Annotated in this window: 28 protein-coding genes and 1 pseudogene; 8 read left to right on the forward strand and 21 right to left on the reverse strand. The window is 68.8% G+C overall.

The window, feature by feature from the left end; genetic code table 11:
- Positions 1-12: 12 nt before the first annotated feature.
- Entirely contained in the window at positions 13-903 is an 891-nt protein-coding gene (locus tag EV193_RS13120; RefSeq protein WP_130344303.1) for a phosphoribosylaminoimidazolesuccinocarboxamide synthase, read from the reverse strand.
- A 202-nt stretch (positions 904-1105) separates the two neighbouring features.
- On the opposite strand from EV193_RS13120, the gene EV193_RS13125 reads away from it, so the two are divergent.
- The gene (locus EV193_RS13125; protein ID WP_130344304.1) at positions 1106-1900 is read left to right on the forward strand and encodes an SAM hydrolase/SAM-dependent halogenase family protein; all 795 of its coding nucleotides are present in this window, start codon (positions 1106-1108) and stop codon (positions 1898-1900) included.
- Between the two features lie 67 nt (positions 1901-1967).
- Here EV193_RS13125 and EV193_RS13130 read toward each other — a convergent pair whose 3' ends face one another.
- The 5 genes from EV193_RS13130 to EV193_RS13150 all read right to left on the reverse strand — a co-directional run bounded on the left by EV193_RS13130 (position 1968) and on the right by EV193_RS13150 (position 5703).
- A complete protein-coding gene (locus tag EV193_RS13130) occupies positions 1968-2795 on the reverse strand; it encodes an MOSC domain-containing protein (protein WP_130344305.1) in 828 nt (275 codons plus the stop codon).
- Between the two features lie 17 nt (positions 2796-2812).
- A complete protein-coding gene (locus EV193_RS13135; protein WP_278044175.1) occupies positions 2813-3538 on the reverse strand; it encodes an amino acid ABC transporter ATP-binding protein in 726 nt (241 codons plus the stop codon).
- Entirely contained in the window at positions 3522-4310 is a 789-nt protein-coding gene (locus EV193_RS13140; protein ID WP_130344307.1) for an amino acid ABC transporter permease, read from the reverse strand. Before EV193_RS13140 ends, EV193_RS13135 begins: the two co-directional genes overlap by 17 nt.
- Positions 4307-5113, reverse strand: coding sequence for an ABC transporter substrate-binding protein (locus tag EV193_RS13145; protein ID WP_130344308.1), 807 nt, complete (start codon positions 5111-5113; stop codon positions 4307-4309). Before EV193_RS13145 ends, EV193_RS13140 begins: the two co-directional genes overlap by 4 nt.
- Positions 5114-5259: 146 nt before the next feature.
- On the reverse strand, positions 5260-5703 hold the full coding sequence (locus EV193_RS13150; RefSeq protein WP_130344309.1) for an SRPBCC family protein: 444 nt from the start codon (positions 5701-5703) through the stop codon (positions 5260-5262).
- Between the two features lie 72 nt (positions 5704-5775).
- On the opposite strand from EV193_RS13150, the gene EV193_RS13155 reads away from it, so the two are divergent.
- Positions 5776-6603 carry a sigma-70 family RNA polymerase sigma factor gene (locus tag EV193_RS13155; protein ID WP_130344310.1) on the forward strand — a complete coding sequence of 276 codons (828 nt, stop codon included), beginning with the start codon at positions 5776-5778 and terminating at the stop codon, positions 6601-6603.
- 164 nt (positions 6604-6767) lie between these two features.
- Here the strand turns inward: EV193_RS13155 and purB are convergent, their stop codons facing one another.
- From purB to EV193_RS13200, 9 genes are all read right to left on the reverse strand, one after another.
- Complete coding sequence (purB, locus tag EV193_RS13160) at positions 6768-8213, reverse strand: adenylosuccinate lyase (protein WP_242613340.1); 1446 nt, start codon at positions 8211-8213, stop codon at positions 6768-6770.
- A gap of 58 nt (positions 8214-8271) precedes the next feature.
- Positions 8272-9021: a sigma factor gene (locus EV193_RS34735; RefSeq protein ID WP_130344312.1), complete on the reverse strand. Its 750-nt coding sequence runs from the start codon at positions 9019-9021 to the stop codon at positions 8272-8274.
- 60 nt (positions 9022-9081) lie between these two features.
- Positions 9082-9873 carry a hypothetical protein gene (locus EV193_RS13170; RefSeq protein ID WP_130344313.1) on the reverse strand — a complete coding sequence of 264 codons (792 nt, stop codon included), beginning with the start codon at positions 9871-9873 and terminating at the stop codon, positions 9082-9084.
- Positions 9870-10415 carry an RNA polymerase sigma factor gene (locus tag EV193_RS13175; protein WP_130344314.1) on the reverse strand — a complete coding sequence of 182 codons (546 nt, stop codon included), beginning with the start codon at positions 10413-10415 and terminating at the stop codon, positions 9870-9872. Before EV193_RS13175 ends, EV193_RS13170 begins: the two co-directional genes overlap by 4 nt.
- A gap of 58 nt (positions 10416-10473) precedes the next feature.
- A complete protein-coding gene (locus EV193_RS13180) occupies positions 10474-11277 on the reverse strand; it encodes a hypothetical protein (protein ID WP_130344315.1) in 804 nt (267 codons plus the stop codon).
- Positions 11274-11822, reverse strand: coding sequence for an RNA polymerase sigma factor (locus EV193_RS13185; RefSeq protein WP_130344316.1), 549 nt, complete (start codon positions 11820-11822; stop codon positions 11274-11276). The genes EV193_RS13180 and EV193_RS13185 overlap by 4 nt, the downstream gene beginning before the upstream one ends.
- Positions 11823-11880: 58 nt before the next feature.
- Entirely contained in the window at positions 11881-12459 is a 579-nt protein-coding gene (locus tag EV193_RS13190) for a TetR/AcrR family transcriptional regulator (protein ID WP_130344317.1), read from the reverse strand.
- A 22-nt stretch (positions 12460-12481) separates the two neighbouring features.
- Complete coding sequence (locus tag EV193_RS13195; RefSeq protein WP_130344318.1) at positions 12482-12733, reverse strand: hypothetical protein; 252 nt, start codon at positions 12731-12733, stop codon at positions 12482-12484.
- 556 nt (positions 12734-13289) lie between these two features.
- Entirely contained in the window at positions 13290-13820 is a 531-nt protein-coding gene (locus EV193_RS13200; RefSeq protein ID WP_130344319.1) for a SigE family RNA polymerase sigma factor, read from the reverse strand.
- Positions 13821-14007: 187 nt separating this feature from the next.
- Here EV193_RS13200 and EV193_RS13205 point away from each other — a divergent pair, with 187 nt between their 5' ends.
- Both EV193_RS13205 and EV193_RS34740 read left to right on the forward strand, forming a co-directional pair.
- Positions 14008-15018: a threonine aldolase family protein gene (locus EV193_RS13205; RefSeq protein ID WP_165401334.1), complete on the forward strand. Its 1011-nt coding sequence runs from the start codon at positions 14008-14010 to the stop codon at positions 15016-15018.
- 246 nt (positions 15019-15264) lie between these two features.
- A pseudogene (locus EV193_RS34740) lies at positions 15265-15393 on the forward strand (arginase family protein); the annotation flags it as partial.
- On the opposite strand, the gene EV193_RS13215 reads toward EV193_RS34740, so the two are convergent.
- Positions 15340-16206 (reverse strand): potassium channel family protein, encoded by an 867-nt coding sequence (locus tag EV193_RS13215; RefSeq protein WP_130344321.1) that lies wholly within the window; start codon positions 16204-16206, stop codon positions 15340-15342. The pseudogene EV193_RS34740 and the gene EV193_RS13215 overlap by 54 nt on opposite strands.
- A gap of 71 nt (positions 16207-16277) precedes the next feature.
- Positions 16278-16448 (reverse strand): hypothetical protein, encoded by a 171-nt coding sequence (locus tag EV193_RS33265; protein WP_165401335.1) that lies wholly within the window; start codon positions 16446-16448, stop codon positions 16278-16280.
- Between the two features lie 229 nt (positions 16449-16677).
- Between EV193_RS33265 and EV193_RS13220 the strand changes: the two genes are divergently transcribed.
- Entirely contained in the window at positions 16678-17787 is a 1110-nt protein-coding gene (locus tag EV193_RS13220; RefSeq protein ID WP_130344322.1) for a S1 family peptidase, read from the forward strand.
- A 196-nt stretch (positions 17788-17983) separates the two neighbouring features.
- Here the strand turns inward: EV193_RS13220 and EV193_RS13225 are convergent, their stop codons facing one another.
- The 4 genes from EV193_RS13225 to EV193_RS13240 all read right to left on the reverse strand — a co-directional run bounded on the left by EV193_RS13225 (position 17984) and on the right by EV193_RS13240 (position 21457).
- Entirely contained in the window at positions 17984-19162 is a 1179-nt protein-coding gene (locus EV193_RS13225) for a WXG100 family type VII secretion target (RefSeq protein WP_207222602.1), read from the reverse strand.
- A gap of 32 nt (positions 19163-19194) precedes the next feature.
- A complete protein-coding gene (locus tag EV193_RS13230; RefSeq protein ID WP_130344323.1) occupies positions 19195-19503 on the reverse strand; it encodes a hypothetical protein in 309 nt (102 codons plus the stop codon).
- A gap of 109 nt (positions 19504-19612) precedes the next feature.
- On the reverse strand, positions 19613-20890 hold the full coding sequence (gene purD / locus EV193_RS13235) for a phosphoribosylamine--glycine ligase (RefSeq protein ID WP_130344324.1): 1278 nt from the start codon (positions 20888-20890) through the stop codon (positions 19613-19615).
- Between the two features lie 24 nt (positions 20891-20914).
- Complete coding sequence (locus tag EV193_RS13240) at positions 20915-21457, reverse strand: TetR/AcrR family transcriptional regulator (protein ID WP_130344325.1); 543 nt, start codon at positions 21455-21457, stop codon at positions 20915-20917.
- Between the two features lie 48 nt (positions 21458-21505).
- On the opposite strand from EV193_RS13240, the gene EV193_RS13245 reads away from it, so the two are divergent.
- The 3 genes from EV193_RS13245 to EV193_RS13255 form a co-directional block, all read left to right on the forward strand.
- The gene (locus EV193_RS13245) at positions 21506-22243 is read left to right on the forward strand and encodes an SDR family oxidoreductase (RefSeq protein ID WP_242613341.1); all 738 of its coding nucleotides are present in this window, start codon (positions 21506-21508) and stop codon (positions 22241-22243) included.
- A gap of 298 nt (positions 22244-22541) precedes the next feature.
- Entirely contained in the window at positions 22542-23525 is a 984-nt protein-coding gene (locus tag EV193_RS13250; RefSeq protein ID WP_130344326.1) for a DUF222 domain-containing protein, read from the forward strand.
- An 84-nt stretch (positions 23526-23609) separates the two neighbouring features.
- Positions 23610-24544: IS4 family transposase (locus EV193_RS13255; protein ID WP_130344327.1), on the forward strand; the 935-nt coding region annotated here is incomplete at its 3' end.

The following is a 24544-nucleotide window of genomic DNA, read 5'->3' on the forward strand; positions in this document are numbered from 1 at the left end:
GTGACAACGGGTTCAGCGGATCCAGTCGTCCATGGACAGGCCGGTGATCAGCTCGTAGGCCTGCACGTACCGGTCGCGGGTCGCCCGAATGACGTCATCCGGAAGTGGTGGGGGTGGCGTATCCGACGCACGGTCCCACCCTGAGGCCGGGGAGGTGAGCCAGTCGCGCACGTACTGCTTGTCGAACGCCGGCTGCGGCTTGCCCGGTGCGTACCCGTCGGCCGGCCAGTAGCGCGACGAGTCGGGTGTGAGCACTTCGTCGCCGAGCACGAGGTTGTGCTCCGCGTCCAGCCCGAACTCGAACTTGGTGTCGGCCAGGATCATGCCGCGACGCTCGGCGTGCTCGGCGGCCGTGGAGTAGATCCGCAGCGTCGCCTCGCGCACCCGTTCGGCGTCCCGTTCGCCCAGTTTCCCTTGCACGGCGGCGAAATCGATGTTCTCGTCGTGCTCGCCGATCGGCGCCTTGCTGGCCGGGGTGAAGATCGGCTCCGGCAGCCGCGCCGACTGGGTGAGCCCGTCCGGCAGCGGCACACCGCACACCGAACCGGCGCGCTGGTAGTCGGAGAACGCCGATCCGGCAAGGTATCCGCGCGCGACGGCCTCGACCTGCAGCATGGTCAGCCGCCGCACGAGCAGGGCCCGGCCGCGCACGTCGGCGGGGATGCGGCCGTCGTCCGCGGCGACCATGTGGTGATCGACCCCGGCGGTGCGCGCGAGCCACTCGAACCAGAACACGCTCATCGCGGTGAGCACGCGGCCCTTGTCCGGGATCGGCGTGGTGAGCACATGATCGAACGCGGAGATCCGGTCCGACGCGACGAGCAGCAGATGCTCGTCGTCCACGGCGTACAGCTCGCGCACCTTGCCGGCCGCGATCTTGGGATAGTCAGCGAGAGTCACCACGTCTGGCGAGCCTACGTCCTGACGGCGATCTCGCCACGCCCGCACCCCAACCCCCACCCGATCCCGGGGGCGGCCCCGAGTCCAGCGTACCGAGGCAGCGGGCGCGGTGGGGTGGTGAAGATCGACTTGTGGATGAAACGGCGGTTGTGGATAACCACGGGGGTGGCGCGCCGCGCTGGTGGCGGGGCGGCACACTGAGCGCGTGTGGTTCGACTGCATCAGCTTCACCACGGACTATGGCCTGGACGACGGGTTCGTGGCGGCCTGCCACGGCGTGATGGCGAAGATCGCGCCGCACGTGCGGGTCCTCGACGTCACCCACACCGTCACGCCCGGCGACGTCCGCAAGGCCGCCACCACGCTCGCGCAGACGGTCGCCTACCTCCCGCCGGCGGTGCACCTCGCGGTCGTCGATCCCGGCGTCGGCACCGCCCGCCGGGCGATCGCCGTCGTGGTGGACGACGGGCTGCTGGTCGGCCCGGACAACGGCGTGCTGCTCCCCGCCGCCGAGACCCTGGGCGGCGTGCGCGAGGCCTACGAGCTGTCCACCCCGGAGTACCGGCTGGCGACCGTGTCCTCGACCTTCCACGGCCGCGACATCTTCGCGCCGGCCGCCGCACACCTGGCCACCGGCGTCGCGCCGTCCAAGCTCGGACAGGCGCTCGACATCCGCGCGCTGAAACGGCTACCCAGCCTGGAAGTCGTTGTGGCCCAAGGCAAACTGGTGAGCGAGGTGGTGGCGACCGACCGGTTCGGCAACGTCCAGCTCGCCGCGCGCCCGGCCGATCTCACCAAGGCCGGCTTCCACGACGGCGACCGGCTGGCCATCCGGGCCGGCACCATCGAGAAGATCGCCTACCTCGGCGACACGTTCGCCGACGTGCCGGACGGCGATCCGGTGGTGATCACCGACTCGGCCGGCCACGTGGCGATCGCGGTCAACGGCGGCTCGGCCACCAAGCTCCTCGGTGACCCGAAGAAGATCACGATCAGCTAGGCGCCACGGGTTTGCCGTCATTGGAGACGCGCCGGCCCCGGGTTTGCCGGTCTTGAAGACCACCAAACTAGTCCAGCCAGTCGTGCACGGTGATCTCGTCACCCACGGCGATCTCGCCGCCGCGCAGCACGGCCATCTTCACGCCGAAGGTGACCTTGTTCTTCAAGTCGGGGTCACGCCGGTAGCCGGCCAGCGTCCTGGTCGGCTCTGGGCCGTCCTTGAGGCCGGTCGCCTGATCCACGGTCGGCACCGCGCACCTGGCCGCGCGGGTGCTGTGTCCCAAGTGGACGGTGCCGGCCGAGAAGCCGCGCACCCGGTCCTCCAGGTGCGGCTCGGCCCAGCCGGAGACCACGATGTTCGGCCGGAACCTGTTCATCGGCAACGGTTTCCCACCCGTCTCGGCCATCCGCGCGTTCAACCCGTCCAAGGACGACACCGAGGTGGTGAGGACAGCGTGCGCGTCGGCGAAACCCACCTTGCCGGGGTGCACGCCCCAGCCGTCCCGGTCATGCTCGGGCGGCACGCGCACCAGCCGGTAGGGCGCGTCGAGCACCGAGGAGAACCACTTGGCGATCACGTCACCCTGGTCGACCCCGGACCCGAACCACTTGTTGAAGATGCTCACGTCCCGCCGCGGACCGTCGGTCAGCACGTCCAGCGACGCGTCGTCGGCGCCGAGCGCGGACAGCGCCAGCCGCGCGCCGCCGTCGTGCACCGCGACCCGGATCGCCGCCATCGCCGGCACGCCCCGCTGACTGACGAACGCGCCGTCGCCGTCCACGAGCATGAACGACCGGTCGTGCCGCAGGCCGGTCTCGGTGACCGTCGCGCGCTCGACCGGCACACCGGTGCAGCCCTTGATCGGGTAGTAGGTCAGCTCGACCACCTCAGCCATGCCGCCAAGTTACCCGATCAGCGCACTTGATCCAGAAACCGTTGCAGGCGAAGGGTTTCCGGCGAGTCGAAGATCTGCTCGGGGGTGCCGACCTCCAGCACGCGCCCGCGATCCATGAACGCGACCTGGTCGGCGACCCGCCGCGCGAAGCCCATCTCGTGGGTCACCACGATCATCGTCATGCCGCCTTCGGCCAGCTCGGCGATCAGTTCGAGCACGCCCTTGACCAGCTCGGGGTCCAGCGCGCTGGTCGCCTCGTCGAACAGCATCACCTCGGGCTCCATGGCCAGCGCGCGGGCGATCGCCACCCGCTGCCGCTGGCCGCCGGACAGCGCCGAGGGCCGGTACTGCGCCTTGTGGGCGAGGCCGACTTCACCCAATCGAGCGAGTGCGGTGTGGTGAGCGTCCACCTTCGACAATCCGCGCACGGTGCGCAGCGGCATCGTGATGTTGTCCAGGACCGTGCGGTGGCCGAACAGGTTGAAGTGCTGGAACACCATGCCGATCCGCTGCCGCACCCGGTCGGGGTTCGCGTGCAGGATGCTCTCGCCGTCCAGCAGCACCTCGCCGGATTCGGGCTCGGCCAACCGGTTCACGCACCGCAGCAGCGTCGACTTGCCGGAACCGGACGGGCCGATCACGCACGCCGTCTGTCCACTCGGGACGGACAGGTCGGCGCCGCGGAGCACCTCCGTAGTGCCGTAGGACAGCCTCAGCTCACGCAGTTCAAGACCCTGCGACACGGACGGGTGAGTCGGCTCGCCGGTCGACGGTTGGCTCGTCGAAGTCGTCTCCAAGATCATCGTCACCTCCTCGAACCTCGCGGCCGGTGCGCAACCGGCGATCGATGTGGTTCACCAGATGGGTCAGCGGCACGGTGATCAGCAGGTACACCAGGCCGGCGGCGACCAGCGGCGACAGGTTGCCGGAGTTGGCCGCCGCGTCCTGGCCGATGCGGAACAGGTCGCGCTGGTCGACCAGCAGGCCGAGGAAGTACACCAGGCTGGATTCCTTCACCAGCGTGATGAACTGGTTCACCAGCGCCGGCAGCACTCGCCGGATCCCTTGTGGCACAACGACTTTGCGCATCGTGGCCAGGTGGCTCATGCCGAGCGCACGGCCCGCCTCGAACTGGCCGGCCTCCACGCTCTGGATGCCCGAGCGGAAGATCTCGCCGATGTAGGCGGACGCGATCAGGCTCAGCGCCAGGATCCCGAGCGGGTACGGATCGGTGCCGACCACCGGCCGCGCCACGATCACCAGGCCCTGCCCGATCAGCAGGATCGTCACGATCGCGGGCAGGCCGCGGAAGATGTCCGTGTACACCCGGGCCGGCCAGCGCAGCCACCGCCGCCGGGACAGGCCCATCATCGCCAGCCCGAGCCCGAGCACGGTGCCGATCAGGGCCGAGGAGACGGCCAGGATCAGCGTGTTGGCGAGCCCGGTGCCGATCAGCTCGGGCAGGACGTCCCGAATGTGCTGCCAGTCGAAGAACGTGTCGCCGACGCCGTTCACTTCGCCGTCTTCGGTTTGAACGAGTCGTCCAGCGGACTACCCGGCAGGTGCTGTTGGTGCAGCTTGGCGTACGTGCCGTCCTCGATCACCGACACCAGCCCGGTGTTCAGCTTGTCCCGCAGCGCGCCGTTGCCCTTGCGCACCGCCCACGCGGCGGGCGACTCCCGGTCGGCACGCTGGACGACCACCTTCTGCGGGAAGTCCAGCGTGTTCTTGATGTACTTGTCCGCGATGTCCAGCGGCACGATCCACACGTCCAGGTTTCCGTTGCGCAACTGGGCGAACGCGGAGTTGTAGTCGGGGAAGCGGACGACGTTCGCGCCGGGGATCTTGCCGCTGGCGTACTCGTCCTGCACGGTCGCCTGGACCACGCCGACCCGCTTGCCGGCCAGCCCCTCGATGCCGGAGATCGAGGTGTCCGCCTTGCCCACGATCGAGGTGTAGCTGATCTCGTAGCCGTTGGTGAAGTCAACGGTCTGCCGGCGCTTGTCGGTGGCCGAGATCTGCGAGCTGCCGATGTCCACCTGGTTGTTGGCCACCTTGGACAGCAGCGTGGAGAACTCGACGCCGACGAACTCCAGCTTGATGCCCTGCCGGTCGGCCACGGCGCGCAGCAGCTCGTTGTCGAACCCGGTGAACCGCCCGTCCTTGAGGTAGACCACCGGGGGCGCGTCGGTCAGCGTGCCGACCTTGAGCACGTCGCCGGAGCCGCCGGCCGCGTCACCGCTGCCGCACGCGGCGAGCATGGCGGTGGCGGCACCCGCCAGCGCGAGCGCGAACGTACGACGCAATGACCTGTTCATGTTCCGAAACCTCTCGATGAGCACGCCACGACTGGACTGGACTGGACCACAGTCGTTCGGCGTGTACGCGATCGAGGCTACGAAAACATGGGCATGCTCGCTAATCGCCGACGATTCTCCCGAATCGTGAGACGGCTTGACGGATCTCAGGCACCACCCTCGAGCAGCCGCCGCAGGTGCTCGTAGCTGACCGGCGCCGACTTCCTGGCCTGCCGGCGAACCAGCGGCACCAGCGCGACGCCGGGCCCGGTGCCCTGGAAGTCCAGCGAGAAGGTGATCCGCGAGCCCGCGCCGCCGTTCACCGGCTCGACGGTGATGGCGGCATCCGGCCTGATCGGCCCGTCGACGCCGCGAGCCCTCCAGGTCGTCGGCTCCTCGAACGAGGTGATCTCCTGGACGGTGGTGCGCTCCGCCCCGCCCATGCGCCGCGTGGTGGCGAACCGCGCACCGACGCCCGGCGATGCGCCGTCCTCCATGCGCACGCTCACCACGTCGTCCTGCCACTCCGCGAACAGCGTCGGATCGGCGACGAAGGCGAACACCTCGCGCGGCGAGCGGGCGATCTCGATCGTGGTCACGATGGGTGCCATGACTGCTCCTCGTTACGTCTGCCGGTTGTGGTTCGTCATTGCTATGACGGATTCGAGGGCGGGAAGGTAACCATGGACGACCAGTGGTTGGCCCGGCGGTTCGAGGAGCACCGAGGGCACCTGCGCGCGGTGGCCTACCGGATGCTCGGGTCGACCGCCGAGGCCGAGGACGCCGTGCAGGAGGCGTGGCTGCGGCTGAGCCGCGCCGGGGCCGCCGACGTGCGCAGTCTGGGCGCGTGGCTCACCACGGTGATCGGCCGCGTGTGCCTGGACATGTTGCGCACCAAGCGATCCCGGCGCGAGGAGCCGCTCGGCGAGCACGACCCCGAGGACCGCGCCGACCCGGAGCGGGAGGCCGTGCTGGCCGACTCGGTGGGCATCGCGCTGCTCATCGTGCTGGACACGCTCACCCCGGCCGAGCGCCTGGCGTTCGTGCTGCACGACACGTTCGGGGTGCCGTTCGAGCAGATCGCCACGATCGTGGACCGTTCGCCGAACGCGGCGAAGATGCTGGCCAGCCGGGCGCGCCGGCGGGTGCGGGAGGCCGCCGAGATCCCCCTCACCGATTCGGGTCGCCGGCGGGCACTCGTCGAGGCATTCCTGGCAGCCACGAGGGACGGCGAGTTCGAAGCGCTGCTCGCGGTGCTCGCCCCAGACGCCGTGGTGCGGGCCGACTCGCTGGTGATTCGTGGCGCCGAGGCGGTCGCGCGGCAGGCGCTCACCTTCATGACGCGCGCCAGCGCCGCGCGGACCGCGATGGTGGACGGCGCGCCGGGGATCGTGGTCGAGCCGCAGGGCACGCCGGTGATCGCGCTGCTGTTCACGATCGCCGGCGACAAGATCGCGCACATCGACGTGTGCGCCGACCCTGATCGCCTGCGCACACTGGAGATCGCCTAGCCCGTGAGAGTGACCTCGCCGGCGCACAGTGCCTTTCGTGCACCACCTTCACGTTTTCGACGTCCCGCCGCACCCCTCTGACCTGCGCCTTTGTCCGGCCCGTGGGACTTTAGCGGGCTAAAGTACGCATGGGGTAGCGGCGCGGTTTGTCAAGCTTCGGTGGCTCAGAGGATGGGGGCGGGTGTGTACTTGGCGGCGTCGGGAAACCGGGCGGCGATGTCCTCGACCCGCTTGACCACGGCCGCGACCTGCGCGCCGGCTACCCCGGTGAAGGTCAACCGATCGGCCAGCAGACCGTCCAAAGTGGACTTGCCCAGTGGCAGCCGGTCGTCGGCGGCGAGCCGGTCGAACAGGTCGTTGCGCTCGATGCCCTGCTCACGCATGGCCAGCGCGACCGCGACCGCGTGCTCCTTGATCACCTCGTGCGCCGTCTCCCGCCCGACGCCGGCGCGCACGGCGGCCATCAGGATCTTCGTGGTGGCCAGGAACGGCAGGTACCGGTCCAGTTCGCGAGCCACGACCGCCGGGTACGCGCCGAACTCGTCCAGCACGGTCAGCAGCGTCTCCAGCAGGCCGTCCAGCGCGAAGAACGCGTCCGGCAGGGCGACCCGGCGCACCACCGAGCAGGACACGTCGCCCTCGTTCCACTGGTCGCCGGCCAGCTCGCCGGTCATCGAGGCGTATCCGCGCAGGATCACCGCGAGCCCGTTCACCCGCTCGCAGGAGCGCGTGTTCATCTTGTGCGGCATCGCGCTGGAGCCGACCTGGCCGGGCTTGAAACCCTCGGTCACCAGCTCGTGGCCGGCCATCAGCCTGATCGTCTTGGCCAGGCTGGACGGCGCGGCGGCGATCTGCACCAGTGCGGACACCACGTCGAAGTCCAGCGACCGCGGGTACACCTGGCCGACGCTGGTCAGCACGGTGGAGAACCCGAGGTGGCCGGCCACCTTCCGCTCCAGCGAGTCCGAAGTGGACGGATCGCCGCCGAGCAGGTCCAGCATGTCCTGCCCGGTGCCGACCGGCCCCTTGATCCCGCGCAGCGGGTACCGCTCGATCAGCTCGTCCAGCCGCCGGAACGCGACCAGCAGCTCGTCGGCGGCCGTGGCGAACCGCTTGCCGAGCGTGGTGGCCTGCGCGGCGACGTTGTGCGAGCGCCCGGTGATCACCAGGTCGGCGTGCTGCGCGGCGAGGTTCGCCAGGCGCGCCAGCACGGCCACCACGCGCTCGCGGATCAGCTCCAGCGAGCCACGCACCTGGAGCTGCTCGACGTTCTCGGTGAGGTCGCGGGAGGTCATGCCCTTGTGCACGTGCTCGTGGCCGGCCAGCGCGTTGAACTCCTCGATGCGCGCCTTCACGTCGTGCCGGGTTACCCGCTCGCGCGCCGCGATCCCTTGCAGGTCAACGGTTTCCACCACGCGCTCGTAGTCGGCGAGCACCGCGTCGGCGTCACCGACGGGCACGCCCAGCTCGGTCTGCGCACGCAGCACGGCCAGCCACAGCCGCCGCTCGGCGATCACCTTGTGCTCTGGCGACCACACGGTCACCAGATCGGCGGACGCGTACCGCCCGGCGAGCACGTTCGGAATGGAGGGCTTCTCAGAACCGGTCACGTTTGCCCAGCTTAGAGGTTGCGCGGATGCAGGCATTTGCCCAGTCCGCGTGACCTCTTCAGGGGTGTACCTGCGGGTCGGTCGCGAGGGCGATGAGTTGGTCGTCGGTGAGGGCGAACGTCGGCCGGTCCGGCACGCCGTCGGTGCTCCTCAGGCGGTCGGTCCACACCGACACCATCGTGCCGTCGGTGCGGTAGTGCACCGCGAACCTCGTGAGGTACCTGATCGTGTGCTCCGGCCGGTAGTCGATCTCCAGGATGACGACCGTCGAACCGTCCGGCCGGGGTGTCATCCGGACGCACGTGACGTTCTCGCCGACTCTGTTCGAGGCGCATGCCGTATCCGGGTTGTCGATCGCCGGATCGACTGTGGTGGTGCTCATTTCGACCAGCGCCTTGCCGACCGAGTCATAGCCGACAATTCGTACCACGAACGTGTTCCAGCGAACCGTCTCCGAGGTGGTCGCGGGATTGACCCACACCTGCGGCAGGCTGAGCTGTGGAAGTCGTTCCGGTACCGCAACGCGGTGAACAACTCGGCACGCAGGTCGCCGTGCAGGTGCATCTCGGCCGGATCGGCTCCGGTGTCCAACGGCTCCGGCACCGCGTCGTTCGACTTTCCTTGCGGCGCCACGGTTTCCTGCGGCGCACGCCACCTTGTGCCACGCGCCGTACAGCTTGACCAGCGCGGTCTGGGTGAGATCGTCGGCCAGATGCCAGTCACCGCAGAGCAGGTACGCGGCACGCCGTAGCGGCCGCGCCTGCTCCGCGGCGAACTCCCTGAACCGGTCCTCGTCGGCCTGCCGCATCGGCACCGCCTTCGCACTGCCGATACCTACGGTGCCCGCGCGAAAAGGGTTGCACGACGGTCACATGGTGAGCATGGGATCGGTCGCGACGGCGATCGCCTGCCCTTCGGTGAGCGGTGGGGTTCCGTGCTGCTTGACGTACCCGCACACGCGCACCTGGACGCCGTCGTTGCGGTAGTGCGTCACGAACATCATCCCGCCCTCGCGCTCGACGGTCACGAAGCTGCCGTCCGGCCGGGCGATCCGCGTGCACGTCGACCGGTCCATGCCGCAGTCGAGACCCTGCGCCGGATCACCCGGTCCGTTGAGCAGGACCTGCAGGCCGTGCTCGTACCGCCGGCCGTCCACCGTGAGATCGACGAACCCGATCAGGTGCCGCTGGCCGTCGATCACCTGGCCGTAGGGCACCCGGTTGGTGCCGAACGAAGTGGCCGACACCTGGGTGGCACCCGGCACGATCGTGCCCAGCCTGGTCCCGAAGTACGCCCTGGTCCGCTCACTGATCGCACGCAACTGCTCGGCGGTGTAATGCTTGGGTCGAACACCGGCCGGTGGCCAGTCCTTGATCGGCTCGCGGCGCGGCCCGTCACCGCCGCCGATCGGGCGGAGGCCTGGCGGCGTCGGCGACGAACTGCCGACGTCGATCGAGCCGCCACCGGCCGGCGTGCCGGAACCGGTGACCATGACCGCGCCAGCGGCGATCGCCACCACGCCGACACCTGCGCCCACCAACGCGCGCCGGCGCGTGGTTTCCTTGTGTGCCTTGGTGATCAGGCGATCCGCGTCGAACGGCAGTGCCGGCTCGTAGTCTCCGACGGCATCGAACGCGTTCCTCATCCGTTGCTCGATCATCTGCTCATCCCTTCGGGTTCGGCGGGCCACATCACGTCGTCGCCAGCGAGGTGCTGGCGCATGGCGGCGAGCCCGCGCGCGGTCTGACTCTTGACGGTTCCCTCGGAGCAGCGCATCGCCTCGGCAGTCTCGGCGACCGACAGCTCCTCGAGGTAGCGCAGCACCAACACGGCGCGCTGACGCGGCGGCACCTCCCGAAGCGCCCGGTACACCCGCTGGTGCTCGGCACGGCGACCGGCCAGCGCGTCCGGGTCGGGCCCGGGGTCGGCCGTGTCCGGCACGTCGCGCTCGGACCGCTCGCGTCGCCGCCACGGTCTTCGCCTCTCGTCCAGCCAGGTGCGCAACAGCACGGTGCGCGCGTAGCTGCCGAGGTGCTCCCGCTCGTCGATCCTGGACCACGACCGGTAGACCTTGATCAGCGTGCGCTGCATCAGGTCGTCGGCCAGGTGCCAGTCGCCGCAGAGCAGGAAAGCGTTGCGGCGCAACGGGATCGCCTGCGAGCTGGCGAAATCGCGAAACGCGGCGTCGTCGGCACTGCCCATGGTTTTCTCCCTTCCACAGACTGCCCACGACGCCGCGTCCCTGGCGGTTGCACCACCGTCACATGGTCAGCTCCGGGCTGGTCACGATGGCCACGACCTGCTCCTCGGTCAGCGGCATCGGAGCTTCCGCACCAGCGTAGAGCGACAATTGCACGACCACGCCGTCGTTGCGGTAGTGGACGACGTGTGACATGGCCGGGCCGCTCTCGGTGATGGTGTCCACGGTCACGACACCGTCCGGCCGCTCGATCCGCTTGCAGCCAAGGCCACCCTTCACACACGGACCGCTGGGCCCCTCGACGCCGGGCGAGCCGAGAATGAATTGTGGCCCGGCGTTCTGGTCGGACGCGGCTTTGCGCACCTCGTATCGGTGGTCGTCCTTGGTGAGGCCGACGAAGCCCTGCAGCATGTGCTGCACGTCCTTGCCGGAGTCGTAGGTCTCCTTGGACAGCGGCGACACCTCCACGTTGGTGGCGCCGGCCCGCTCGAACGCGCGCTTGAGCACGGGGCGCAGCCGCTCCGCGATCGTGTAGAGGTCCGCCTCGTTGTAGCCGCGCGGCATGGTGCCGGCCGGTGGCCACCCGTTCTGCTGCCGCACCGGCTTCGTACCGATGATCGGCACCGGCTCCTTCGGTCGCGGCTTGGCGGGCGCGACGGAATCCGTTGCGCCGCTTGGCATCGCGCTCGTGACGGCCACCGCGCTGGCCGCGATCGCCACGGTGGTCAGTGTCGCGCCGATCATGGCGCGCCGGCGCGCGGTCTGCTTGCGCGCGGTGGTCACCAGCCGGTCCGCGTCGAACGCCAGCGGCGGCTCGGTCAGCACGGCGTGCCGCAAGCCTTCCTTCACGTCGAACTCGTTCACAATGTCACCGTTCCCAAACTGTTCGGACCGGAACGTGGCGCGATCGCACCGACGGCCTTGCGCAGCGACGCCAGCCCGCGTGCGGTCTGGCTCTTGACGTTGCCCTCCGAGCAGCGCATCACCTCGGCCGTCTCGGCGACCGACAGCTCCTCGAAGTACCGCAGCACCAGTGCCGCCCGCTGCCTCGCCGGCAGGATGAGCAGCGCCCGGTGCACGGTGTCGCGTGTCCACGCACGCCCTGCCGCGTCGGCCGGGTCGGCACCCACCTGCTCGATGTCCGGCACGTCCGCGTGCTGGGTCTCCGAACGCCGCCACGGCCGGCGCCGTTCGTCCATCCAGGTACGCAGCAGCACCGTGCGGGCGTAGGCGCCCACCGCGTGCCGGTGCTTCATCTTCGGCCAAGCCCGGTAAATCTTGATCAAGGCCGCCTGCATCAGGTCCTCCGCGAGATGCCAGTCGCCGCAGAACAAGTACGCACAGCGACGCAGGCTCAGCGCGTTGGTCGACGCGAACGCCTTGTAGGACTCTTCGTCAGCGGAATCCACGTGGCCCTCCTTCCGCTCGTCGCCGTCTACACACGACGAGCGGACCGGAACGGTTGCGTCAGTCCACCAGCGCGTCGCGCAACATGCGGGCGGCCGCCGCGCGGGGATCGGGGTTCACCTCGATCAACGCGTTCACCACGGCGCCGTCCACGAGCGCGATGATCTGCTCGAGGCGCGTGGCGTCCATCGGCATGCCGGAGCGTTCGAAGACGTCGCGCAGCAGCCCGCGCAGTTCGGCGCCCAACGTGCGCATCAGCGGACGGAGATAGGGCCTGCGGCCGGTGGCGACGAGCCGCTCGTAGCGCAGCAGCACGGCCTCGGCATCGCTGTCCTCGCCGAGCAACTGGTCCAGCACGAGGTCGACGAGGGTGTCCACGCCGCGCTGCCGGGTGGCCAGCTCCTCGAGCTTGCGCCGCCCGTCGGCCAGTTCGGCGCGGCCCTGTGCCTCGGCGGCGGCGGTGATCAGATCGTCGAGCGAGTCGAAGTAGTAGGTGGTCGAGGCGAGCGGCAGGCCGGCGCGCTCGGCGATCGCGCGATGCCTGATCGCGTCGAACCCGCCCTCCACGAGCAGCTCTGCGGCGGCGTCCACGAGTGCCTTGCGGCGTCGTTCGCCCTTGGGAGTGCTCGCCGTGGTCATGCGAGAAATGGTGACAGGTGGCTCAGAGCTTCGCGCCGAGACGCTGTGCGACGGCCGTCACCTGGCCGGCGAACGGCGCGCGGTTGGTGCCCTTCATCGGCTCGCTGGCGATGAACACGTTGCCACCAGAGTGTGTCCTGGCCTGGGCGGTCGTCGAGCCGGGGCTGAGCGCGCCCTCCCACGGCGGCGCGCCGAGCGCGGTGCCGGGGCGGGTGACCACGACGGAGACCGTGCCGCGCGCGCCGGTGCCGTCGTCGCCGACGGCCAGCGCCACGGACCGGGAGCCGAGCGGACAGGAGATGTCCGCGCGGAGAGGCTGGGAACCGGCGACGGACGGGAGCTCGCCCGCGAGGGCTGCAGCAAGCTCACCGTCCGCCGCCTGGTCGCACCCGCTAAGGGTGCTGCCGGCCGAGGGGCCGGCGGTCCCGCTTCCGTCGCCTCCCTGCTTAGGCGACGACTGCGGGAGTCCTTCGGGAACCGCCCGGGTCTGCCCCGGGGGTTTGCCACTGTTCTCGCCACGCGGCGAGAACTTGTTACTCGTCGTAACGCTCGGTGCCGCGGCGACAGCGGCACTGTCACCACTGCCGTTCGAGCCGTCACCCCAGACGGTAGTGCCTACCACCACACCACCGGCAAGTAGCGCGACCCCGAATGCCGACGCCGCCACGATACCGTTCCTGCGCCGAATAGTCGCGCGGTGTGATGCGGCGGCCACATCCGACTGGGTGAATGAGGCGGGTGGCACGTCACGCACTGCATCCCGGAACACATCAGAGATCTTCTGCTCGTCCATCACGGCCACCTCCTCTTCTTCTCAACCAGTACCACGATCACGACGGCGACCTCAGGTCGTCCAGCGCATCGCCGAGCACATCCCGCAGCGCCGCGAGCCCGCGCGCGGTCTGGCTCTTCACGGTCCCCTCCGAGCACTTGAGCGCCTCGGCGGTGGCCGTGACGTCCAAGCCCTCCAGGAACCGCAGCACGAGCACGGCCCGCTGCCGTGGCGGCACCTCGCGCAGCGCCTCCACCAGGGTGGACCTGGTGGCGACCGAGTCGGCGACCCGATCACCACCGGAGCCGTCACTGTGCGCCGACTCCGGCATCTGCTCGACGTACCGCTCCCGCCGCCAGGGACGGCGGGACTCGTCGATCATCGACCGCACCACGGTCCTGCGTACGTAAGCGTCCAGGGCTCCCTTGTCCCGGATCTTTCGCCATCTGCGGTGCAGTGCGATGAACGCGGTCTGTGCGAGATCGTCCGCCCGGTGCCAGTCGCCACACATCAGGAAGGCGGTTCGCCGCACCGCGTCCCGGCGTGCGGCGAAGTATTCCGCGAACTCCTGTTCGTGGCGCTGATCCACGCGGACTCTCTCTTCGTTGGCAAGACGGAACGACTGGCCGCCACGGTTGCACGAACCGCTGCCGAGTTTCTACGCCATCACCCGATAGACGCTTCGAGCGGGGCGAAGGTGGCCTTGGCCCCCGCCGGGGACACACGAAGGTGCGCCCTCACGTGCGCACCACTACCCACTGTGATGTGATCGGATCGTGACCACCTCACCTCCCGTGGACCTCCGCTCCGACACGATCACCCGACCGGATGACGTCATGCGAGCGGCCATGGCCGCCGCGGAGGTCGCCGACGACGTACTCGACCACGACCCGACCATGCGCCGGCTCGAGGAGCGGGTCGCCGATCTGCTCGGCCTCGACGCCGCCCTGTGGGTGCCGACCGCCTCCATGGGCAACGTGATCGCGCTGTGCGCGCACCTGGAGCGCGGCGACGAGTTCCTCGCGCCGGCCGGCGCGCACGTGCTCAGCGACGAGCTCGGCGCGCCCGCGTGGCTCGCCGGCGGCATGCCGCACCCGCTGCCGACGCCGATCACCGAGGACGCCGTGCGCGCGGCGGCCGGCGGCACCCGGCCGTACTTCGACCTGCGCACCACGCTGCTGTGTCTGGAGAACACCCACAACGCGTCCGGCGGCACGGTCACCGCGCCGGACCGGCACGCCCGGCTCGTCGCCGCGGCACGCGCCGCCGGGCTGCGGGTGCACCTGGACGGCGCGCGGCTGTGGAACGCGTCGGTGCGGCTCGACGTGCCACCGGCGGCGCTCACCGTCGGCGTGGACACCGCACAGGTGTGCCTCAGCAAGGGGCTCGGCGCGCCGGTCGGCTCGGTGGTCGCCGGTACCACGGAGTTCGTCACGCGGGCGCGCCGGCTGCGCAAGATGCTCGGCGGCGGGGTGCGCCAGGGTGGCGTGCTCGCCGCAGCCGGAATCGTTGCGCTACAACGAATCCCGGACCTGGCAGTCGATCACGAGAACGCCCGGCTCCTGGCCGACGGGCTCGTCGAGCGTGGCTGGCGGGTGACACCGCCGGAGACCAACATCGTGCGCGCCGAGGTTCCGGACGCGGCCGCCACACTGGAATCGCTTGCCCGCGCCGGAGTGCTGGCCAGCCCGTCCGGCACCGGCATCCGGTTCGTGACCCACCGCGACGTGTCCACAGTGGACATTCGCACGGTGCTCGAGCGGATCGGAGCCACGGTGGCGACGTGACGACAGTGCTGTCCGTACCCCAGTGGCAGGGATCGATGGCGCACCTGAGCAACCGGCGCGTCAGGGTGACCCACCATCGCGCGCACCCCGTACGCGGAACACCCTCATGTTCTCCGCGACCCACGCAACCTCTCTGACCTGCACTTTTACAGCCGCTCGGAGACTTTAGCGGGCTAAAGTACGCGAAGCGGGGTTGTGCGGTTGTCAAGTTCGAGGCGGGCGTGACTGTGTCGCCGGCCGGTGTACGTGCACGTCGACCTGGACGTACTCGATCCGGGGGAGTTCTCGTCGGTCGGCTATCCGGTGCCGGGCGGCGCGTCGTCACTTCTGCTCGCCGAGCTGATCTCCGGGCCGGACGACGTGGTCGGCGGGGCCATCACCGAGTACGCGCCCACCGCCGGAGAGGCCGACGTGATTCGTCGTCTGGGGGCCGCGATCGGTGGCTAGCTGATCGCGCAGCGCCGCCAGGTCCCCGCGCAACGCCCGCACCTCTTCGCGCGTGATGTGCTCGATGGACTGCTCGACCCCCTGGATCTTCTCCACGAACCAGGACGCGATCACACCGGTGACCACACCGAGCAACGCGATCCCGCCGATCATCAGACCCGCGGCGACCATTCGCCCCTCGGCCGTCGTCGGGTACCGGTCGCCGTAACCGACCGTGGAGATCGTGGTGATGGTCCACCACATCGCCTCCCCGAAGCTGGTGATGCTCGCGTCCGGGTTGTGCCGCTCGGCGTCCAGTACGGCCAGCGACGCGCACAGGCCGACCAGCAGCGTCACGCCGGCCACGTACACCCCGACCTGCCCGCGCACGGACGTCGCCACTCGCCGGTTGAGCACCCGGACCACGGTCACCAGGCGCAGCACCCGAAGCTGGCGCACCCACGGCAGCAGCACGATCAGCAAATCGAACAGGTGCGTCCAGAGGAACCGGCCCTTGCGGCGGGACAGGTAGAACCTGATCAGGTAGTCGACCGAGAACAGCGCCCAGACGGCCCACATCACCAGCTCGAGGAACTGGTGCACGCCCTGTGACTTGGCCGTGTCGAGCACCTGCCACCCGTAGGCGAACAGGAACGCGATGGCGAGGCCGGTCAGCGGCCAGTCCGTGCGCCGTTCCCACGCGGACAGGCGCGGCTCGTCGGGGTCGTCGCGGAGGCGATCTGCCAGTAGTCCCTGGGACATGGGCGCAATCGTGACGCGTCAAGCCGCGATCTTCCACCGGTTCGGACGAACCGGTCTCACCCGAACGGAGGCTAGGAGCGGATTTGCTTGTTGCTCTTGCCCTTGATCGCGCCGTAGGCGACCACACCGGCGGTGACCACCACGCCGATGATCACCAGTGTGCCGATCGCCTTCACCACCCAGCCGATGAGCATGAACGCCAGCCAGACCACGACCAGCGCCCCAATGATCTTGATGAGCATCGAACCTCCCCGGCTAGCGAAACTCTGGCCCTTCAACGATCAACCCGCGCACCGGGTTCCAGGCGGACTGTATCGGTGTCGGCCTGCCGGCTCAGCGGTAAGGGTTTCACTAGGTAGCCGCCGGGTCCGCAAAAGTAGGTGACGCGTCCCGACGAACGTCGGTGTCTGCCCAACCAGACAGAAAGCACCCTCGACCCATCGTCCCCTACCGGTGAAGGTGAGTTGAGAGATGAACACCAAGGCAACCGTCAGAAGAGGCGGCGTGCTCGGTGCGGTCGCGATCGCCGCCTGTGGTCTCACACTGGGCGCGCTGTCCTCGCCGACGGCCGCCGCGCAGGAGCTGCCGGGCTTCGCGCCGGCGGTTCAGAAGTCCGCGATCGACGCGGTGACCTCCGCCCGAAGGCTCAGCGTCGACGCGGCCAAGGAGCTGCTGCGCAGCCAGCCACAGGACATCCGGAGCCTGACCGACCTCGCCAAGCAGCTCGGCGACCGTGCGGCCGGTACCTACCTCGACGAGCACGGCACGCCCGTGGTGAACGTGCTCGACCAGACCGCGGCGGACTCCGTGCGCAAGACCGGCGCGGTGGCCAAGCTCGTCACCCGCTCGGCCACCCAGCTCACGAGCGCGCACGCGGTGCTGGACCGCTCGGTGACGCACACCGCGATCGGTATCGACAACAAGACCAACCAGGTCGTGCTGACCATCGCGGACGCGGCCGACAAGACCGCCGTCTCGTCCCTGCTCGCCACCGCCGGCCAACTCGGTGACGCGGTGCGGGTGCAGAACGTGCCCGGCGCGATGAGCCTGACGATCCTCGGCGGCGAGGCCATCCGCGGCGACGGTGTGCGCTGCTCGGCCGGGTTCAGCGGCGACAGGGGCGGCGCGCGGTACAACGTGACCGCTGGACACTGCACCAAGGCCGTGGCGAACTGGGACATCGGGCCGTCCGAGGACGCCCAGTTCCCGGGTGCCGACATGGGCCTGATCCGCGTGACCAGCGGCGACGCGCCGAGTGCCGTGCACCTGTACGGCCAGGGCACCCAGGAGATCAGCGACGCCAAGGACGGCACCGTCGGCCAGGAGGTCTGCAAGAGCGGCAGCACGACCAACCTGACCTGCGGCGAGGTCACCGAGGTCGGCGTCACCGTGAACTACCCGGAGGGCTCGGTCAGGGACCTGACCAAGACCAACGCGCAGGTCAACAGCGGTGACTCGGGCGGCTGCCTGTTCGACGGCAGCAGCGCCATCGGCATCACGTCCGGCATGGACAACGGCGGCAACTCCTATTTCCAGCCGGCCGCCGCGGCGCTGTCCAACTATGGCGTGACTCTCGGCTGACCGCGCCCAGCCACCACGCCGGCCGGCCCGATCCTCGCGGATCGGGCCGGTCTCTTGTGGTCCTCAGAACATGTCTGAGTGCGCGTCTGAGAACCGCGGCATTTCCTGCACCGAACGGCAGCCACGCAAGCCGACCACAGGCCTTTCGGCGGAGCCGAACGGGCGGCGGCCTTGCCCGAGATATCAGACACCGTCCTCAGTAAGGCTTGTACCCGCCGCCGCCGGAGATGGAGGCCAGGCCCGGGTGCTCGTCCAGGCTGCCGTACCGGTCGAAGGTGTACTTCACACCGGCGACGATGTTGTCCACCGGATTCCAGATGTCCTTGTGGCCGGGCACCGAGTGCGCGTCGAACGTCGGGTCGATGCACTGCATCAGGCCCTTGGACGGGGTGCCCTTTGCCGCGTTGGAGTCCCAGTCGTTGATCGCGTTCGGGTCGCCGCCGGACTCGTGCTGGATGATCGTCCAGATCTGCTGGATGTTCTCCTCGGTGACCGGGATCCCGTTCTCCTGCAGGATCTTGATCGCCTCGCGGATCCACTGGTCGACGTTGCCGGGCGGCGGGCCGGCGGGCGGGCCGCCACTCGGGCCGAGGCCGCCACCGCCGCCGCTGCCACCGGATCCGCCGGACGAGCCGCTGTCGGAGTTGGAGCCGCCGCTGGAAGAGTTCGGCGAACCCGAGTTCGAGCTGTTGTTGCTGCCCGGCGGCGGCTGGTTGCTGGACGGGTCGGTCTGGCCGTTCTGACCGGGCGGCGGCTCCGGCGTGGCCGTCCACTGCACCGGCTTGCCGGGGCCTGGCGTGAACGGCTGTTCGCCTGGCGACTTGACGTCGAGCAGCGACGGCTTGATCTCACCCGGGCGCTTGGCCAGCGCGTCCTTGGCGGTGTTCAGCGCGGTGTTGGCGTTGGTGATCTGCTCGTTGATCAGGCTCTGGTACCCGGTGGCGAGCGAGTCGGCCTTGGCGATCAGCTTGTCGTCTTCCCCCTTGAGGCCCTTGGTCGCCTCGCGGTACTCCCGCAGCAGCTTCTCGAAGTGGCCCTCCATGGCGCCCTTCGCGTCGCTGATGCCCTTGCCGGCGGCCCGGAGGTCCTTCGCCGCGTTGGTGTAGGCCTCCTTCAGCGAGCTGCCACCCTTGTCGATCTGCCCCATGTAGGTGACGAACGCGTCGGCAGAGCTGCCCTCCCAGCGGCCGTCGAGATTCGTCACGGCCTTGTTGACCTCGGAGCGCCACTCCTCGACCCCGGTCGACGCGGTGTCGAACTTGCCGGCCAGTGTCTCGATCTCGCCCGGCTTGGCCTTGTAGACCTTGTCCGCGTCGGTCGCGAGCTTCTTGGCGACCGTCCCCGGCATCGCGGCGACCTCGTCGCGTGCGGCCACTGTGTCCTCCCCTTACGGCTGATCGACGGTGATCAGCGCTGCACGCCGAACTGTTGGGCGCTCTTGTCCTCGTTGTTGGTCACGGTCTGCACGACGGCGTCGAGCGCCTTGGCGACCTCGTCGAGCAATGTCGAGGCCTTGTTGCACTGCCCGACCGACTTGTTGGCGAAATCGCCCACGGCGGTCGCCATCGCCTGCGCGGAATCCAGATCGCCGAACAGGCTCTTGTCGCCCTGCACGCCCCGGAGCGGGTCGGCGACCTGCGACGCCTTGCCCTTCTTGCCGGCGACGGCGACCCCGACGGCCTCGATCCCCTCGACGTTCCACCTGGCTACGGTCACGCGGATACCCCTTCGAACGACAGCGCCACGCATGCGACGCGTGTTGTCCCCCGCCGGTTCCCGACCAACTGTAAATGAACGCGGTCAGCGTGTGACGGCGTTCGGGGAATCAGCCGCGAACGGGTATCCCGATCTCGCCGGTCGCCGCGCGCTGGGCGATGTCGGTGCGGTGGTGCGAGCCGGCCAGGTGCACCGACTCGGCGATCTCGTAGGCCCTGCGGCGCGCGTCGTCCAGGTCATCGCCAAGCCCGACGGCGGACAGCACCCGGCCGCCGGCGGAGACCACGGCACCGTCGTCGCGGCGGCGGGTACCGGCGTGCAGCACGCCTTCCGCCTCGCTGCCGGTGATCACGTCCCCGGTCCTCGGCCGGCCCGGGTACCCCTCGGCGGCGATCACCACGGTGACCGCGGCGCCGTCGGCCCACTCCAGCGGCGGGTGGTCGGCGAGCGTGCCGGTGGCGGCCGCGCGCAGCAGCCCGCCGAGCGGGGTGCGCAGCAGCGCGAGCACCGACTGCGTCTCCGGATCGCCGAACCGGCAGTTGAACTCGATCACCTGCGGGCCGTCCGCGGTGAGCGCGAGCCCGGCGTAGAGCAGGCCGGAGAACGGCGTGCCGCGGTTGGCCAGCTCGTCCACCACCGGCTTGACGATGTGCGCGACCACATCGTCCACAAGGGACGGTGGCACCCACGGCAGCGGGGCGTAGGCGCCCATGCCGCCGGTGTTCGGGCCGGCGTCCTTGTCGCCAACGCGTTTGAAGTCCTGTGCCGGCAACAGCGGCACGACCGTGTTGCCGTTCCCGGTGGAGGAGACCACGCAGAACAGCGACGCCTCCGGACCGTCCAAATAGGACTCGAGCAGCACCGGGTGGCCACCGTCGAGCAGGGTCATCGCGTGCGCCCTGGCGGCGGCGAGATCCGGTGTGACGGCGACGCCCTTGCCGGCCGCGAGCCCGTCGTCCTTGACCACGTAGGTGGGGCCGAACCGGGACAGTGCCGCGTCCAGCCGCGCCGGGTTGTCCACGACCTCGCTGTGCGCCGTCGGGACGCCGGCGGCGGCCATCACGTCCTTGGCGAACGCCTTGGAGCCCTCGATCCTCGCCGCGCCGGCGGACGGACCGAAGCAGTCGATGCCGGCCGCGCGCACCGCGTCGGCGACTCCGGCGACCAGCGGCGCCTCCGGCCCGATCACCACGAGGTCCGCGCGCCACTCGGTGGCGAGCTGGGTGACCGCGGCGGAATCGTTGGCCGTCACGCCGTAGGACTCGGCGACCGCGGCCGTTCCGGCGTTGCCCGGCGCGCAGGCCAAAGCTGTGACCGCGGGGTCGTTGGCCAACGCCAACACGAGGGCATGCTCACGGGCACCGGACCCGATTACGAGAACGCGCACGAGGAAAGAGAGTAGATGCCGGGCTCACCCACCCGACACGGCGGCCTCCGAGACGCGCTCGGGTTCGTCGCACGCGAGCAGGTCGAGCAGCAAGCCACGCACGAGCGCGAGCGCCCGCGTGGCCCTGACCTCGGCCGTTGCGCGCGGGGTGTCCGGCTGGGCGCGGACGAGCAGATCGAGCCAGTCGCGCAGGGACTCGGCGGCGTATCCCTGCCACGGTCCGGGGTCGTGGCGCAGCGAGTGCAGGAACGCCTCGTAGGTCAGGCGCACCATGGAGCGCTGTTCGGGTGCGGACAGGAACGTCCAGAGCCGGTCGACCAGTGCGTCGAACGTGTCGTGCGCGCCTTGGTCGAGGGTGGTCGACAGGGCGGCGAGCTGGTCGCGGCGGGCGCGGGCGAGTAGTTCGCGGACGAGGGAATCCTTGTCTCCGAACAGGTACAGCAGGACGCGGGGGCTGGTGCCGGTGGCTTTGGCGAGCGGGCGCAGGGACAGGGCGGACAGGCCGTGTTCGAGGACGTAGGTGTAGCTCGCGTCGAGCAGCTCGATTTTTCTCGGCGAATCGGTCATGGTGGGGGTAGGGTAACTGAAACGAGTGTTTCAGTGGAGGTGGGGTGCGTGTTTTCGCTTGACGGGCGCACGGCGCTGGTGACCGGGTCGGTGCGGGGGCTGGGATTTGAGATCGCGCGCGGGTTGGCGGGGGCGGGCGCGCGGGTGGTGATCAATGGGCGGGATCCGGTGACGGTGAAGGAATCCGCCGAGCGGTTGCGGGGTTTCGGGCTGGATGTGGATTCGGCTGCGTTCGACGTCACGGATTTGGCGGCGGCTTCGGCGGCGGCTTCCGGGGTTGACGTGCTGGTGAACAACGTTGGGCATCGGGATCGGCGCGGTCTTTCTGAGCTTGGGGTGTCGGATTTGTTGCGGTTGGTGGACGCGCATTTGGTGTCGGCGTATTCGTTGAGTCGGGCGGTGGCATTGGATTTGGCGCGGCGGGGGCGGGTTGGGCGGATCATCAATATGTCGTCGGTGATTGGTGGACTGGGGCGGGCTGGGGATGTGGGGTACGCGACCGTGAAGGCGGCGGTGGATGGGATGACTCGGGCTTTGGCGGCGGATTTGGGGGCGACGGGGACGACGGTGAACTCGGTGGCGCCTGGGACGTTCGCTACTGGGGTGAACGCGCATCTGGTATCGGACCCACACTGGTCTGAGTGGTTGCGGACTCGGACGGCGTTGGGGCGGTGGGGGCGGCCGGAGGAGATCGCCGGGGTTGTGGTTTTTCTGGCGGGTGACTCGGCGTCGTTCGTTACTGGTCAGACGATCGCTGTGGATGGCGGGTTGTCCACGACGTTCTAGTTGTTCGCGAGTTCCGCGCTGTGCGTCGGTGTGTCCCGCGCTGTGCGTCGGCTCGGGGGTGACACTTGGGGTGTGGCGGCGCGGAATTGTGCGGGCCGATACTCACAAGTCAAGGGCGCCTACGGCGTCGGCTTCGCCGACTCGGCCCAGGGGGCCTCGCCCTGGACTTGTGAGCCTCGATCGGCCCTAACCGCAGGCGCTACGGGCAGGCTCCGCCTGCCTTTTGCCCGTACCGCGCCGCCACCTTGCTCCTATTGATTCACCCCATAGTGGTGCGCCCTTTCGGTAGAATCGAGGTATGAGGGGACAACAACTAATCGACGAGCTTTCCGCTCTCGAAATCGAGATACGGAAGCTTCAGTTCAAGCAACTCGAAATCACCAAAGAAATCGAAGACCAAGGCATCGCCAAAGAAATGGGTGCCTACTCCACAGCGTCGCTCCTGCGGGACACCGTACGGATCTCACCCGCCGACGCACGACGACGCGTCGCGGATGCGAACGCGTTGTTCGGCTCCACCACGCTGACTGGCCAACCCATCGAGCCGCAGCTCCCCGTCGCGGCGAAGGCACTCGCCGAGGGGGTGATCAGCCGAGATCACGTGCACGTTGTGCGCACCACCCTCGACAAGCTGCCAGCCGAGCATCACGCCGAAGTCGAGCAACTTCTCGTGGACGAAGCCACACGGTTCGAACCCGTGACACTCGGCAAGATCGCCCTCCGCACCCGAGCGCACCTGCAACCCGAACAAGTTGTCCTGGAAGAACAAGCCGCCCGCAAGCGCATGGAATTCTCCATGATCGAAGACATCGACGGCACCATCCTCCTACGCGGACGGCTCTCACCCGAGTGCGCCGAAGTCCTCAAAGCCGCCCTGTCACCGCTGGCGAAACCCGCCGGAAAAGACGACAACCGATCCGCTACACGGCGGTGGGCCGACGCGCTGGTCGAGTTGGCGCACCGCATCCTCAACTCCGACACCCTGCCGCAAGACGGCGGACGCCGGCCGCACCTCGCCATCACAATTTCTTACGAACAACTCCGCGACCAGATCGGCCTCGGCCATGGTGACTTCGGTGCGATGATCACACCCCAAACCATTCGGCAGATCGCCTGCGACGCAGGCATCACACCCATCGTGCTGAACAGCGAAGGCCAACCACTCGACGTCGGACGCGAACAACGGCTCGTCACCGCAACGATTCGGGCGGCGCTCATCGCCAGAGACAAAGGCTGCTCATTCCCCGGATGCGACCGGCCACCAGAATGGCAATACCACTAAGTTAAGCTTTGTTGGTTCCATGGAATGTTGAACACGCCGCGTTAAATTGACTGGTATGGGTGGTCTGGTTAGTATCATTCTGGGGTGTCTGGTTCTAGCTCTGGTGGCGCGGTCCGGTTGACTGACAAGATTTCGTTGGGTGTGTTGGCGGATGTGACACCGCGGGATCTTATTGAGGAAGTGTTGGTCGACACGGGAAAGCGTGAGCAGCGTTCTCGTTTGTTGCCGGCTCATGTCGTGGTTCGTTTTTGTCAAGCGATGTGTTTGTTCTTCGATGACGACTACGAAGAAGTGATGCGGAAGCTTGTTGGGTCGCTGCGGAGCATGGGTTCGTGGTCTGATTCGTGGCAGGTTCCATCGACCTCGGCGATTGCCCAGGCCCGGCAGCGGCTGGGGTCGGAACCGATGCGGGAGTTGTTTGACCGTGTCGCGGTCCCGATAGCCGGTTATGGCACGAAGGGGGCGTGGTTGCGGTCCCGACGTTTGATGGCTGTTGACGGGTTCGTGCTCGATGTCCCGAAAACCGACGACAATGTCGAGTCGTTCGGCCGCTCACATCATGATGCGGCGGCCGCCAGCGCGTTTCCGCAGGTGCGTGTGGTCGGTCTTGGTGAGTGCGGATCACACGCCATCGTTGCTGCCGGGGTCGATGGCTGTCGCGTCAGCGAGCAGGCTCTGTTCGAGGAGTTGCTCGACTCCTTCGAGCCGGACATGCTGGTCATGGCGGATCGCAACTTCTACGGGTTTCCGTTGTGGCGCGAGGCTGTGGCGACTGGCGCCGACTTGTTGTGGCGGACCCAGTCCACACTGAAACTTCCGGTCGTGACGCCGTTGCCGGATGGGTCCTATCTGTCGATCGTGTTCCGCCCGAAGTTGCGGGACTACCACCGCGCCGATCTCATCGAGGAGATCCGTGCCGGTGGTGAAACACATCCGGATCAGGCGATCGTGGTCCGCGTTATCGAATATGAGGTGCCGGACCGCGAAGGGAACGGAAAACACGAGGTTATCCGACTCAT

This window comes from Herbihabitans rhizosphaerae (assembly GCF_004216555.1).
GTDB lineage: Bacteria > Actinomycetota > Actinomycetes > Mycobacteriales > Pseudonocardiaceae > Herbihabitans > Herbihabitans rhizosphaerae.